This window comes from Candidatus Margulisiibacteriota bacterium (genome assembly GCA_041650855.1).
Classification (GTDB): domain Bacteria; phylum Margulisbacteria; class WOR-1; order O2-12-FULL-45-9; family XYB2-FULL-48-7; genus JALOPZ01.
In genome coordinates this window covers 483,249-497,318 of the sequence record JBAZKJ010000002.1, presented here as the reverse complement: position 1 = coordinate 497,318, position 14,070 = coordinate 483,249, and the positions used below count along the sequence as shown (strand labels likewise).

At 58.6% G+C, this 14,070-nt stretch carries 13 protein-coding genes; 7 read left to right on the top strand and 6 right to left on the bottom strand.

Features of this window, described 5'->3' with window-relative positions:
* Positions 1–5: 5 nt before the first annotated feature.
* From WC529_07290 to WC529_07265, 6 genes are all read left to right on the top strand, one after another.
* A complete protein-coding gene (locus tag WC529_07290) occupies positions 6–584 on the top strand; it encodes a hypothetical protein (GenBank protein ID MFA5114079.1) in 579 nt (192 codons plus the stop codon).
* A complete protein-coding gene (gene ispG, locus WC529_07285; GenBank protein MFA5114078.1) occupies positions 565–1,632 on the top strand; it encodes a flavodoxin-dependent (E)-4-hydroxy-3-methylbut-2-enyl-diphosphate synthase in 1,068 nt (355 codons plus the stop codon). Before WC529_07290 ends, ispG begins: the two co-directional genes overlap by 20 nt.
* Before the next feature lie 16 nt (positions 1,633–1,648).
* Positions 1,649–2,941: an adenylosuccinate lyase gene (gene purB, locus WC529_07280; GenBank protein MFA5114077.1), complete on the top strand. Its 1,293-nt coding sequence runs from the start codon at positions 1,649–1,651 to the stop codon at positions 2,939–2,941.
* On the top strand, positions 2,941–3,165 hold the full coding sequence (gene purS / locus WC529_07275) for a phosphoribosylformylglycinamidine synthase subunit PurS (GenBank protein ID MFA5114076.1): 225 nt from the start codon (positions 2,941–2,943) through the stop codon (positions 3,163–3,165). The genes purB and purS overlap by 1 nt, the downstream gene beginning before the upstream one ends.
* On the top strand, positions 3,166–3,822 hold the full coding sequence (gene purQ, locus WC529_07270) for a phosphoribosylformylglycinamidine synthase subunit PurQ (GenBank protein ID MFA5114075.1): 657 nt from the start codon (positions 3,166–3,168) through the stop codon (positions 3,820–3,822).
* A gap of 94 nt (positions 3,823–3,916) precedes the next feature.
* Positions 3,917–5,680 carry a LysM domain-containing protein gene (locus WC529_07265; protein MFA5114074.1) on the top strand — a complete coding sequence of 588 codons (1,764 nt, stop codon included), beginning with the start codon at positions 3,917–3,919 and terminating at the stop codon, positions 5,678–5,680.
* Here the strand turns inward: WC529_07265 and WC529_07260 are convergent.
* Positions 5,663–6,172, bottom strand: coding sequence for a hypothetical protein (locus WC529_07260; GenBank protein ID MFA5114073.1), 510 nt, complete (start codon positions 6,170–6,172; stop codon positions 5,663–5,665). The two genes, WC529_07265 and WC529_07260, sit on opposite strands and share 18 nt — an antisense overlap.
* 289 nt (positions 6,173–6,461) lie before the next feature.
* Between WC529_07260 and WC529_07255 the strand changes: the two genes are divergently transcribed.
* Positions 6,462–7,271, top strand: coding sequence for a hypothetical protein (locus tag WC529_07255; GenBank protein ID MFA5114072.1), 810 nt, complete (start codon positions 6,462–6,464; stop codon positions 7,269–7,271).
* Here the strand turns inward: WC529_07255 and WC529_07250 are convergent.
* Genes WC529_07250 through WC529_07230 form a run of 5 tightly spaced genes read right to left on the bottom strand, consistent with a single transcriptional unit; the run spans position 7,268 to position 14,063 of the window.
* A complete protein-coding gene (locus tag WC529_07250) occupies positions 7,268–8,023 on the bottom strand; it encodes a 7-carboxy-7-deazaguanine synthase QueE (GenBank protein MFA5114071.1) in 756 nt (251 codons plus the stop codon). The two genes, WC529_07255 and WC529_07250, sit on opposite strands and share 4 nt — an antisense overlap.
* Positions 8,002–9,912 carry an FkbM family methyltransferase gene (locus WC529_07245; GenBank protein ID MFA5114070.1) on the bottom strand — a complete coding sequence of 637 codons (1,911 nt, stop codon included), beginning with the start codon at positions 9,910–9,912 and terminating at the stop codon, positions 8,002–8,004. The genes WC529_07250 and WC529_07245 overlap by 22 nt, the downstream gene beginning before the upstream one ends.
* A complete protein-coding gene (locus tag WC529_07240; protein MFA5114069.1) occupies positions 9,905–12,061 on the bottom strand; it encodes a glycosyltransferase in 2,157 nt (718 codons plus the stop codon). The genes WC529_07245 and WC529_07240 overlap by 8 nt, the downstream gene beginning before the upstream one ends.
* Positions 12,058–13,158, bottom strand: a complete 1,101-nt coding sequence (locus WC529_07235) for a hypothetical protein (protein ID MFA5114068.1) — start codon at positions 13,156–13,158, stop codon at positions 12,058–12,060. Before WC529_07235 ends, WC529_07240 begins: the two co-directional genes overlap by 4 nt.
* Positions 13,155–14,063: a glycosyltransferase gene (locus WC529_07230; GenBank protein ID MFA5114067.1), complete on the bottom strand. Its 909-nt coding sequence runs from the start codon at positions 14,061–14,063 to the stop codon at positions 13,155–13,157. The genes WC529_07235 and WC529_07230 overlap by 4 nt, the downstream gene beginning before the upstream one ends.
* Between the last annotated feature and the right edge of the window lie 7 nt (positions 14,064–14,070).

The following is a 14,070-nucleotide window of genomic DNA, read 5'->3' as shown; positions in this document are numbered from 1 at the left end:
CTCTCATGGATATCGGCAAATCATTCGTTGATTCGTGGAACATTTACATCAAGAATTTTATCGTCATCCTGCTGGCCAGCATCGTCTCCGCGATCCTCGGCTTTTTGATCGCGCCGACGGTCGGTTTGCAGTACATGTTCGTCAAGGCGAAAAGGGGAAGCGCCGTCGCGTTCAACGACGTCTTTGCTCCGTTCAGCCGTTTCTTCAGCGTTTTCTTCGGCGGCATCCTGATCGGCGTCATTTTCATGCTCTGTTTCGTCCCGGCCGCCGTCTGCTTCAATTACAACTGGGGCGCCCTGGGCGGGTTGCTGCTGGCGGCCGCGATCATCGGCGTTATTTATCTGGGCGTCTGCTGGCTTTTCTCCCTGCTGCTGATCTTTGATAAGGGGCTGTCGATCATGGACGGCTTAAAAACGAGCCGCGCCCTGGTCACCCAGAACGGCTGGTGGAAGCACTTCCTGCTGGTCATCCTGGTCGGGATCGTCGCCGGGATCGGCAACATGTTCTGGGGGATCGGCGCGATCTTGACCATCCCGCTGGGGACTGGAGCGATCGCGAACGCTTATGCTGACGAAGCGAAATAACACCAAAAAGATCAAGATCGGCAGGATTGAGATCGGCGGTGGCAACCCCATCGCCGTCCAATCTATGACCAAGACCAAGACGTCGGACATCGACGCCACGGTCAAGCAGATCAACGAGCTGGAAAAGGCCGGCTGCCAGATCGTACGGAGCGCCGTACCCGATCGGGAGTCGGCCCTGGCTCTCAAGGAGATCAAGCGGCAGATCAACCTGCCGCTGGTCGCCGACATCCATTTTAACCACGAGCACGCGATCATCGCGGCGGAATCGGGCGTCGATAAGCTCCGGATCAACCCGGGGAACATCGGCGACCCGGCCAAGGTCCGGGCGGTCGTCAAAGCGGCCAAGGACCACGGGATCCCGATCCGGGTCGGCGTCAACTCCGGTTCCCTGGAAAAGAATCTGAAAAAAAAATACCAGGGGCACGTGACCGCCGAAGCGCTGGTCAAAAGCGCGCTGAGCAATATCAAGATCCTGGAAGAGAACGATTTTCACGATATCGTCATTTCGCTCAAGGCGACCTCGGTCCCCATGACGATCCAGGCTTATCTGGAGATATCCAAAAAGACCTCTTATCCGCTCCACGTCGGCATTACCGAGGCCGGCATCCCGCGCACCGGCATGGTCCGTTCCGCCGCCGGGATCGGGGCGATCCTCTCCCAGGGGATCGGCGACACGATCCGCGTCTCGCTGACCGGCGACCCGCTGGAGGAGGTCCGCGTCGGCTACGAGATCCTCAAATCGATGGAATTGACCTACCACGGGGTAACGATCATCTCCTGTCCGACCTGCGGGCGGGCCGATATCGACGTGGTCAGCATCGCCAATGAGATCGAGGAGCGGACCCGGCAGATCAAGCAGCCGCTCAGCGTCGCCATTATGGGGTGCGAGGTCAACGGCCCGGGCGAGGCGGCCGACGCCGACGTCGGCCTGGCGGCCGGCATGGGGGTAGGGCTCATTTTCCGCGAGGGGCAGATCGTCCGTAAGGTGCCCGAAGCGGAGATGATCGAAGCGCTGATGGACGAGATCGAGTCGATGACCATTAGATAGGAAGGAAAAAAAACCGATGATCGAAAGGTATACGCTCCCCAAAATGCGGGAGATCTGGTCGGAAGAGAACAAGTTCCGGAAATGGCTGGAGGTGGAGATCGCGGCCTGCGAGGCATGGAGCTCGCTCGGCAAGATCCCGCGCGAGGCGCTCGCCAAGATCAAGCGCCGGGCCGCTTTTGACGTCAACCGGATCAACGAGATCGAGAAAGAGACCCAGCACGACCTGATCGCCTTTTTGACCTCGGTCGCCGAAAAGGTCGGGCGCGATTCGCGCTACATCCACCTGGGGCTGACGTCCTACGACATCGAAGACACCGCCCGCTCGATCCAGCTGCGCGAGGCCGCCGACTTGATCATCAAGGACGTCGACGAAGTGCTCAAGATCCTGAAGCGGCGGGCCAAGGAAGAGAAGAACACCGTCATGATGGGCCGGACGCACGGCGTCCACGCCGAGCCGATCACCTTCGGCCTCAAGCTCCTCGTCTGGGTAGCGGAGATGGAGCGGAACCGGGAACGGCTCCTGCACGCCCGCGACGTCATCGCGGTCGGCAAGCTCTCCGGCGCCGTCGGCACCTACGCCGCGGTCGACCCCCGCGTCGAAGAGTTCGTCTGCAAAAAACTGAAGCTGAAAGCGTCGCCGGCCTCGACCCAGGTGCTGCAGCGCGACCGCCACGCCGAATTCCTGACCACGCTGGCCGTGGTCGCCGCCACGCTGGAACAGTTCGCCACCGAGATCCGCGCTTTGCAGAAGACCGAGTTCTGGGAAGTGGAAGAGCCGTTCGGCAAGGGGCAAAAGGGCTCGTCCGCCATGCCGCACAAGAAGAACCCGATCACCTGCGAACGGATCGCCGGCCTGGCCCGGGTCGTCCGGGGGAACGCCCTGGCGGCGCTGGAGAACGTCGCCCTCTGGCACGAGCGCGACATCACCCATTCGTCGGTGGAACGGATCATTTTTCCCGACACCTGCCAGCTGGTCGACTATATGCTGCAGAAGTTCGCCTGGGTCATGGACGGGCTGGTCGTTTTTCCGCAGAACATGCGGCAGAACATCGACCGGAGCCGCGGGATCATCTTCTCGCAAAAGCTGATGCTAGCCCTGACGGAAAAAGGGCTGACCCGGGAAGAAGCTTACAAGGTGGTGCAAACGGTCGCCATGAAGTCGCGCAACACCGGCAAGCAGATGCGCGAGCTGATGCTGGAGGACCGGGACACGCTGAAAAAGCTTTCGCCGGAAGAGATCAACAAGATCTTCGACCTGCGCAACCATCTCAAGAACGTCGAGGTCATTTTCCGGAGGTTTGGGCTGTAATGGCAAAAATCAAGGTCTACGTCACGCCGAAACAGGGGGTCCTTGATCCGCAGGGGAAGACAGTCGAGTCCGCCCTCCACACGATGGGTTATAAGAACGTTAGCAACGTTCACATCGGTAAATACATCGAACTGGAAGCACCGGAAAAACAGATCGACGAAATGTGCAAAAAGTTGCTGGCAAACCCGATAATTGAAGATTACCGGTATGAGGTCGTCGATTAGATGAGATTCGGCGTCATTGTTTTCCCCGGGTCGAACTGCGACCACGACTGTTATAACGCCGTCAAGGACGTGCTGCAACAGCCGGTCGAGTATGTCTGGCACCAGGAGAAGAAGCTTGACCACCTGGATTGCGTCATCGTTCCCGGCGGGTTTTCCTACGGCGATTACCTCCGCTGCGGCGCTATCGCCCGTTTTTCCCCGGTCATGGAAGCGGTCAAAAAGCACGCGGAGAGGGGCGGTTTAGTGATCGGGATCTGCAACGGCTTCCAGATCCTGACCGAGGCCGGACTGCTGCCGGGCGCCCTGATCCGCAACCGGGACGTCCATTTCATCTGCCGGCACATCAATTTGCGGGTTGAGAATGATAAAACCCCTTTTACCCGGAAACTGAAAAAGGGGCAGATCCTGAATATCCCGATCGCCCACGGCGAAGGGAACTACCAGTGCGATAAAGCAACCCTGGCGGAGCTGAAGAAGAACAAGCAGATCGCTTTCACCTATTACGGCGAGAACCCGAACGGCTCGACCGCCAATATTGCCGGTATTACCAACAAAAAACACAATGTTTTGGGGATGATGCCGCACCCGGAACGGGCGGCGGAAGCGCTCCTCGGCTCAGCGGACGGCCTCGGCATTCTGCAGTCCATCCTTAAATAGCTTTTTTTCACAAGTTTTACCCCTTTTAATACGATAATATCTGTAAGGAGACCATCCAAGAATGGCAGGAGTCACAGTAACCAATAATACGTCCGTGGTCAACCAGGGAGCCCAGCTCCAGGGGACCAACGGTTTTGAACTGAACCGGGAAACCGGCACCATGACCTATACGGTCCGGGCCGGCGATACGCTCGGCAAGATCAGGGCGAGAGCGGTCGGGTTTGCCCGGGCTAACGGGCTGTCGCTCGCCGGCGGCCAGAGCGTCGGCCAGATCGCCCGGCAGAGCGGGATCGACAATGCCGACCGGATCCAGGTCGGCCAAACCATCACCATCAACACCGGCAGCGTCCAGTCGGAAACCGCGCCGGCGCCGGTTTGCGACAGCGCCCCGGCCGCCGCGGACCCGGCCGACACGGCCGTAGTGACCACCCAGAATACCGGACCGATCTACGATGACCCGTCCGCGTCATATAACCCGATCGTGGAAGCGACCGAACGGTACACCGGCCCGCTCGACGAAGCCAAACGCGCTTTTGCTGAACGGATATTCAATACCCTGCAGGCCAAAGGGGTCATTAGTCCTGACGCTAAGTTTTCAACCTGGTGGGGGATGGGCGGGGTAGGCAACGACATCACGGCGCTGATCTCGGACGGCGACCACGACGGGTTCCTGGAGGTCAATTCCGACAACCTGTTCCAAACGCTGCAGGGCGAGGGGCTGCTGCGGCAGGACAAGGCCAATTTCACCAACGCGCTTGCGACTATTGCCAACCGCTTTTTCGAAGACGCCGTCAGCGGCCAACAGGCGGTAGCGGGCACCAGTTCACCCGGTGATCCATCCACCATGAGCGCCCAGGAATTCGACACCTACGTTCAGAACACCTACCGGGGAAAATTGTGCGGCAACCCGGAACTGCAGGCGGCGTTTATCGCCGACCTGGAAGCGTTCATGGCGCACCACTTCGTCGGCTCGCATATCAACGTCAACGACCGCTACGTCTGGACCCCGCAGAATGACGGCCAGTTGTCCCGGGATGCGTCGGGTAAGGCCCGGGCAGACTGCGGCGTTTACGCCAACTCTTATTCCTATTACTTTCACGCGGCAGGACTGCAGACGGAATATTTCGGCACCAATCTCTACACGCCCGGCGGCGTTTCCGGCGGCCATCTCCAGGCGGTTGGCTATCTCCCGGGCGGCGGTTTCATGCTGATGAATAACAACGACCAGGCGGTGCTGTCTAACCAGAACTTTTCCAGCCGCAACGCCAAATCGCTGGTCCGGGGCGTTTTAACAAGTGACCCGGACAACGGCGGCTTTGGCCGGCAAACCCAGATCTACGGCATTTACCAGGGCCGGACGTCGCAGGCGGTCACGGTAATGCAGCAGCAGGCAAGCGTGCGTAATACCTCCCTGGGCAGTTTGCAGGACGCGGTTAATTCGTATAGCCGCTACGAAGGCGGTTTGCACTTCATTACCGACGCCTCTTTGGACCAGTTGGTCGCCAAAGCGGGGCAGGCCCGGATAACGAACGCCGCTCTCGGGAACGTTATGGCCTGGGGGGCGACCAATGAAGATGTGGCGCTCAATTTACTGGAGCGGGTTTATCTGCCGCAATTGAACAAAATGGAAAGAGCGTTGAATACCCTGCAGGACCTGTTGGCGGACCCGACCGATCAGAACCAGCCGCATTTATCAGCCAGAGATTTCCCGATCACGATCAATGTCGATGACGGGGAATCCAGCTCAAGCCTGACCTTTAATAACAAAGAGGAATTGGAAACCTACGTACTTGACCAGCTGATCTTTGTTGACCAGGCCCGGGAAAGCATTAACGACCACTTAGCGGCGCTCAAGTAACTGCTGATATTCCGCCCGGATCTGCCGGATCGCTTCTATCCGCTGTTTTGCCTGAACGTTCTGCGGCGCGAGCTTGAGGACAATATCATAACAATCGAGCGCGTTATCGTATTCGGTCAGGTATTCGTGGATCCGGCCCAGCCGCAGCGGCGGCTCGATCTCACCCGGTTTTAAGCGCATCGCCTGGACATAGACCGTGATCGCCTCGGTTATATTGCCTACCTTATTATGTAAGGCCCCCAGCGTTAAAAGCGCTTTATAGCGAATTTCCGGGTTATTAACCCGGCTAATGACCGCCTTAAGCTGGCCAATAAGCTGGTTTTCGGTCGCTTTATCGATCTCCGCGGCCGCCTTGACCAGATTATCGATCGCTTTAAAGGCCTTACCATATTGCTTGGTATTAATGAGCACGGCTGTCTGGTCAGCCGGTGAAACGCCAGCCAAGGCAGGCTTAGCCTGAATATATGCAGGGGACAGATAATCTTCAGCCATATCTTTATTATTATCGAACTAATCCGGGAATAATTTCAGCACTTTATTTTGCTGTTCACTAAGGTTGTGGATAAAGGGGAGGTGACGATATTTTTCGCCCTCCGGAGCCAAATACTAGCCATTCGTCACCCTTGCGTAACTCCACATAAGATATATTATGCGACACTGTAACATAGCCAGAATTACCTGTCAACTAGGCCTTAATTAGGCCCCTTCTTATGGCGGCGTGGTCATAGGGCTAAGGCCCAGATGCAAGTTTTGCCTTAATTAACACGATAAATATAGTAGAATGGCACAATTCATTGCGCCCGTTATCGTTAATCCCGGGCTGCAGGCAGAGGCAACTGCCGGCAACCAGAGCGCGACTTTCACCGCGACCGACCGGAAGCTGATCGAGGAACGCGGCGGCGCACTCGATAAAACGGCCGATTTTAAAACGCTGTTCATGCGGCGCGACTTTACCAGCAAGGTCGAGAACGAGCAATCGACCGTTAAGCAGGAAGAAGATATTACCGAGCTGGAAGCCCGCAAACGCGAGCACGCCAAGATGCTTAAGCATTCCAACCGGATCAACCCGCACGAACGGGCGACGATCTCCCAGCCGGCAGCGCCGGAGGCCGCGATCATCCCCGCTCCGATCATCCGGCGCGGCAGCAGCGAACCGGTCCTGGCCAACCTGGAGAGCGTGGAGGTAAACGAAGAACCGGCAGAGAAAAAGCTGAGCAAAGAAGCGGCCAAGATCGCCAAGGAGCTGAACCTGGACCCGATCGAGCTGTTCGAGAAATTCGCCCTGGAACAGAACGAGCTGCACAGCCTGATCTACAAGATCAAGGAGCTCCACTTAAAACGGCTCCTCTCCAACACCAGCGAAGAGTTCGTCGCGCTGACCGAAGAGATCAATAAAGAGACCCTGGCCTCCGGCCGGGAAGAAGCCAGGCAATGGTTAGCCGGCCAGCTGGATGACCTGACCAAGGGCGCGGCCGAATACAAGATCAAACTGCTTAAATCGCTCGATTCGATCGGCCTCGATCCCCACCAGGAAAAAGCGGTCAAATGGCTGCAAGGGGTCGTCGCCCGGTTATCCGCCTCGCGGAATTAAGCCAGCCCCAGCAGTTTATGCGCCTGCGGTATCACGCGAACATCCTGTAAATAGCGCCGCGCGCTGGCGTGGAAAGCGAACAGCTGCTCGGCGGTAGGCCGGTGCTTGACCTGGCCGTGCGGCGTAACCGGCTGGATAACGGCCACGATCTGCTCATCGACCCCGGCGATCAACTTGGCCGCTTCAATGATCTCCGGCACTTTGGTCTCGGGCACGACCACGATCTTGGCAAAAACCTCTTTCAAGTAAGCTGTCTCCAGGAACCGCTTGTGCTCTTTCCAGTAAGCCGACTCGCCGGTCGCGGACGGCAATTTGAGATCCATCGCTACGATATCGATCTGGTCGATCACCTCATTAAGATGGTCGGGCAGCGTCCCATTCGTTTCCAAGTAAACCGGCAATTTGAGCGCCGTTTTCGCCGCCGGCAGGAACTCCTTGAGGAAATCAACTTGTAAAAGCGGCTCGCCGCCGGTCAGGCTGAGTGAATGGTCCAAACCGGGCTTTTGCAGCCCTGCCAGCAGTTCGACCAGTGACCCTACCCCGACCGGATTCCCCCTACTCTCCCACTTATGGGAGCCGGGAACGGCCTCAAGGCGGTAATTGGGCGTTATTTCGAGCGCCTGAGGGCTGTCACAATACTGGCACGAAAGATTGCAACCGGTAAAACGGACAAAGAGCTGGCGCTGGCCGAGATAAAGGCCTTCACCCTGAAAAGAAGAGAAGATCTCCGTTAACTGGGCTTCTTTGGCCATAATTCCTCCATTTCCGGAGCAGTCCAACGCGTCGAATTCCTCAGGGGAGAATCCTTTTTGATAAAGATCACGTCAACCTGGCCGAGCGCGTTATCATACGGGCGGTAACTGAGACCGACCAGGTCAAAGACGACGAAACCGAGCTCCACCATCCGCGCGATCACTTCGCTGATCAAAGCATTGCCCGGATAGAACTGGTAAAGCGAGGTTTCAATGACCGCGACCTCGCAGCGGTCCAATATGCCGGTCGCCCCGGCCAGGACTTCCATTTCAAACCCCTGCACATCGATCTTGAGCAGGATCGGCTCTCTCCAACCCGGCTGCGGCTTAAGACTGTCCAGCCGGATAACATCAATAGTTTTCAAGCTCTGCGGGTCCGCTTTTTTGCTGAACAACAGCGAAGAGCCGACCAGGTCCGCCGATACCCTGATCTCCTGGGAACCGGCACTGCGCCCGGCCGCCGCGTTCAGGTATTCACCCCGATACCGGCTCAGGAGTTTTTCCCGCCCGACGGCGTATTCCGCCAGCGGCTCCAGCCAGATATAGTACGATTCCGGGAACGTGCGGATGATCGGCGGCGTGCCGCTCCCCGCGCCGACATCAATGACCGTGGCCGGGTAAAAACCGCGCTCCTTGAACCAGAGCAAACCGGCTTCCATCGTTTCTCGGGCCAGCGGCGTTTTTTCGCGTTTGACGAGCAGGGCAAGATAGCGCTCCAGCGACAGCTGCTTGGCGCAGCGCTTGACGCTGTAAGCCCTGGCCTTTTCCCCCAATAACGCCTTGTTGGCCGGATCGTTGTAGAGGGCCATTATCTTATCGGCCAAATCGTCCTTTTTCTGCGGGTCAAGCACGTAACCGCAAGCCGCTTCGCTGACGACCAGCGCCGTTTCGGTCCGTTTATCGGCCAGCGCGAGCACCGGCCGGCCGGCGGCCAGCAGGGCGTACAGCTTGCTTGGCACGCTCAACCCGGTCGCCCGTTCATCCAGGACGACCAGACCGACGTCGGCGGCGGCATAAACCTCGTTCAATTGCTCCTTAGGAACGAAAGGGCGAAAAAGGACGTTGAGCAAGCCATGCGCGGCCGCCAGCTTCATTAATTTTTCTTTTTTCCGGCCTTCGCCGCAGAAGAGGAAGACGATGTCCGGGTTATCCCTAAGCCGCGCCGCGGCTTCGATCACCCGCTCCAGGGGATGCGCCATTCCCATGTTGCCGGAATAGAGGACGACGAATTTACCCTGGAGATTGTAGCCCTTCGTCAGCGCGCTTTTCTCCTTGGGAAGCGGCTTAAGCTGTTTCTCGTCGCACCAGTTCGGCACCAGGAAAACGTTCCCCTCCCCCGGCCGGAGCTTGGCCCTGATGACCCGCGCCATGCAGCGGCCGATCACGACCGTGACGTCGGCCGTCTTAATGAACTGCCGGTGCAGGATATCCCAGCCGACCGCCAGGATGCCGCGCGAATTCAGGTAACCGAGCTTAACGGCAATGTCGGGATAAACGTCGTAAATGACGTAAAGCAGCCTGACCCGTTTAAGCTTTTTCAGCAGCCAACCCAGGAGCGGCATGAACGGCGGGTCCGATAAAAGGACCACGATATCGTTCCGCCTGATCAAGCCGAGACGGAAAAAGCAGCGGAGGAAATAGGTCAGCGAATTGAGCATCCGCATCAGGACGTTCCGCTGGAAGAACGAGGAATTCTTGATCCGGACCAGGTTAATGCCGGGCGCGTACTCTTCCCATTTGGGTTGTTCCCGCGAGGAGCGCTGGGCAATGACCAGGACAGGATAGCCGTTGCGGGCGAAATGATCCGCCAGATCGGCCATGTACTGGCCGGTCGCGTTGACCTCCGGCGCGAAATGCTGGGTTAAAATAACGACTTTGCGCTCAAGCATGTTTGTCCCCTGCTTCTTTTTGCATCATTGCGATCTGCGCCAACGCCCGGGCAAAGATCGCCGGCCAATTATAGCACTCTTCGACCAGGCGCCGGCCTGCTGCGGCTAAAGCTTGCCGCCGGGCGCGGTTCGCCAACAGATCGACGATCTGCCGCGCCATCTCCGGCGCGTCCGCGGCGATAACGATGTTCTCGCCATTCTTAACTTCCAGCCCGTGCGCCCCCAGGACCGACGCGACTACCGGGACGCCGAGCGCCAGCGCTTCCAGCACTTTCAGTTTGGTCCCCGCCCCCAGCTGATGCGGCACGACCGCGATCCTCGCTTCCCGGTAATACGGCCGGACATCGTCGACCGTGCCGGTGACCGTGATCCCCTTGATCTGCGCCAGGGCGCGGATCTCCGGCCCCGGATCGCGCCCAACCAGCGTCAGGGCCGCGTCCGGCACCGCTTGCCGGACGAGCGGCAGGACCGTTTTGGCAAAATAGACGGCGGCGTCGGCGTTCATCGTAATGTCGAGCGAACCGCAAAGAATAATATTATTCCCCGCGGCCTCCTCTTGGACCGGCTGGTAGTAAGCGGTGTCGACCCCGTTGGGGACGACCAGTACCCGGCAATGGCGCGGCAAACGGGGCGCGATCTTTTGCCTGTCCTGTTCGGAAACGACCGCCACGGCGTCGACCCGGCGAAAAGCCAGTCTTTCCAGCCAACGGGTCTTGATCAGGTTTTGCCAGGCGTAAAATTTATAAGACCAGCTCGGGTGCCGCAAAAAGCTCCCCCAGTAGTCCTGCTCCAGGTTATGCAGGTCAAGGACCGTGTAACACCCTTTGTCCCTTTGCGCCGGCAAAAAGGCGGCGCTAGCCAGGTCGTGCGCCCAGACCAGGCATTGATCGAGATGATCGAGCAGGTCGACTATCTCATACCGGGTATCCGGAGTTAACAGCTTGAAGGCCTTATACGGCAACAGGGAAAAGAGCGAGCGCCGGACAAGATCATCAGTTTTTTCGCGCGGCATGATATTCAGCAGCAACTGGCAGCGCTTTCTGAGACTTTCCAGCTCCCGGCGATCGGTCCCGGCCGCAAAAGCGGCCAGCGAAACGGGATATTTGGCGGCGAACGCCTGCAGCGAATGGTAGATCCTGATCTTGCTGCCGGAGGTCAAAGGGAGCGGCGATTCCGGCGCGATGATCGCGACTTGCTGGATGACGAACGTTCCCGGACGCGGACGCTCTTTGACGATCGGCCGGGTAAAGAAAAGCGGCAGCTGTTGGTAAGTCCGCTTGGCGAAGTTGCGGGCCCGGCGCGCCGCCCAGCGTAATCGGCCGGCCCGGCCGGACAGTTGGCCGATCGTCCGGTACCAAGAATCCCGGCGCCGCCTGGTAGCGCCGCGCTGCGCGTAGAGTTCCAGGAATCTGCGGCCGTAGTTGCGGCGACTGCTATTTTCGTATTCTTGCTGCCGGGCATTCGCTCCCAGCGCGGTATAGCGGGTCCGGACCTGCGCCAGCTCCTGAAAAACGGCGGTCCGCTCGTGAAAACGCTTGGCCTGCGCGTGGTCCCTTTCCACGGCCAGGAATTCCTCGATCTTTTGGAACTCTTCCCGCCCGACCATTTTCATCCAGTAGTCGCAATCGGCCACGTACTTCAGCGTTTCGTCAAAGCCGCCGTGCCGCTCGTAAACGGACCGGCGGAAAAAGACCGCCGCCTGGGCGAGAAACCCGCCGCTCAAAAAATGATCCTGCTCGATCGGCGGGATGAAAAACGTCAGGAGTTTGCCGGAACGAGTCAACTTGATCATGTCGCCGTAAATAAAACCGGCCGCCGGGAAACGGGCGAAGGCTTCGGCCACCGTCTCCAGGGTCCACGGCAGATAGAGGTCGTCGGAATTGAGGTAACAAAGGATATCCCCCTGCGCCAGGCGCAAACCTTTATTGATCGCGGCGTACATCCCCGGGTCGCGTTCCGACCACCAGCGCATATTATAGGAACCGGCGTTCTTCTTGAGGATATCCAGCGTCCCATCGTTGGAGACCCCGTCAATAACAATATGCTCAAAGTTTTTATAAGACTGGCGCTTCAGCGAATCGATCGTCTCCTGGATGAACTCACCCTGGTTCAAAGTCGCCGTTATGATCGAGACCAAAGGTTTGTTCATAAATATTTGGCGATCGCCGCCCGCAGCGGCCCCGGATCGGGCGGTTGCGGCGGTGCGCTCTCCTCCCCCTGTTCCGGCAATCCGGCGAGGAGCTTGGGCAAGTCGGCCAGCGTGTCGAATTCGTGCACCCCGTCCAGCCGGTGGTAAGAACGGGCCGCGTGCCGGTTCGCGACGACGGGAACGCCGGCGATCAGCATTTCGCAGATCCGGGTCAGGGCGCCGGAGCCGCTCAGCTGGTAACACAGTACCGCCTTGACCCTGGCCAGCAGTTCATCGTGCTGTTGGTTGGTCAGCTCGCCGAGCAACCGGACATTGTCCGGAAAGGTCTTGTTCTCAAAATAGCGACCGGTATTGTAACCGGCGACCAGCAACCGTTCCCGGCACGCTCCACCCCAAAAGGCAAGCGCTTCGCTGATGCCCAACCGCGTTGGCAAATTATTGGCGGTGCCCATCAGCAAAACGTCATTTTTAGCACCGCCGCTGCGCGCCTGGCGGACCGCCATTAAACGGTCGACCAGCGGTTGGACGGGATAGTAAGGGAACAGGATCGGCTTTTGTCCCAGGTTGCGGAGCAGCCAGTCTTCTTCCTGCGCCAGCAGGACGACTTCGTCGCAGCCGGCCAGCGTCTCCAGCTCTTGCTGCAGCAGGGCGCGGGCCGATTTCACGTTAGGGTGAACGAACGAGAGCGACTCGATATTCTGGCAAAAAGCGATGACCGGCAGTCCGAGCTTCTTGACCCTATCGTACAGCGGCAGAAAGTAGATCGGGTCGTCAATGATCACCAGCGCCGGCGCTTTGGCGGCGGTCAGCTTATCCGCCCATTGGCCGGCGATCGACCGGAACCGGATAGCCATTTTATTCAGGTCCGGGCCCCAATCAACGGCCGGCGATAATCGCGCCAGCGCGCTTTGCACGTTGACCGCGACCTCCCGGGCGTTATGCCGGAGCTTATTCTCCGGCAGCCAGTCGCCGCGCGGCGCGGAAACCAGTTCAACTTCAAAGCCGGACAAAGCGGTCAGCATCTGCATCATCCGGTGGCAGCCGCCGCCCCGGTCAATGGTCGGCAAAAAGCGGGAAAAGTAGATGAGCTTTTTCATTTTTTCTTTCCCAACCGGCGCTGGAAGCGTTTCCAGCCGCGATAAAAACCGCTGTTCCGGAACCGGGAACGGGCGGGATAATAATAGAACTTGCGGAACATCCCAAAGGTCCGGCCGCAAAACCTGCCCCAGACCCGCAGGAGGTTGAGCGGCAGGTACGGCAGCGGGCAGGATAAAATAACGAAGCTGGTCATGATCACCGGGTTGACCGGGGTCTTGAGCGAGAAACTTTTGCGCAGGTAATCGCCGAAAGAGACGACTTCCTTGGCCAGCAGGTAATGCCCGCCTTGCGACGGATCGTATAAAAGATTGAGTTCCGGCCGGACGATCAGCCGGTAGCCGCGCCGGCGCGCCCGGATCGTGAATTCATAGTCCGAGAGATAATGCGGGAGGAAAAATGGGCGGAAGCCGCCGAGCTTGATGAGGTCGCCGACCCGCAGGAACAAGCCGCGGGACGAGAGGCAATCGATTTCGCTCTCCGGCACGTTCTTGGGAAATCTTAAGATCCGCCAATCGGCTTTCGCGCCCGCGTCGTAAAGTTCGCCGGTCCGGCGGTCATAATTGGCGGCAAAAAGCAGGCAGTTCCGCTCTGCGGCCATGATCCGGTCGGCGGTTGCCAGGAATTCGGGGCCGAACTCGGTATCGTTATTAATGATCAGGACCAGGTCGTCGGCCGGCAGGGCTGTTCGCTTGATATGCAGATAACCCTGCTGCATCCCCCCGCCCCACCACCATTTCCCTTCCCCCTTGATCACCGTCAGCCGTTCGATCCGCCGCCGGACCTGATCGGCGGTGCCATCGGTCGAACCGTCGTCGACCAGGATTAACTGGTAATCTTGGTGGGTCTGCCGCCGCAGGCAATCGACGAACTTTTCGGTATATTCCCAGCCGTTATGGACCGGCAAAATTATA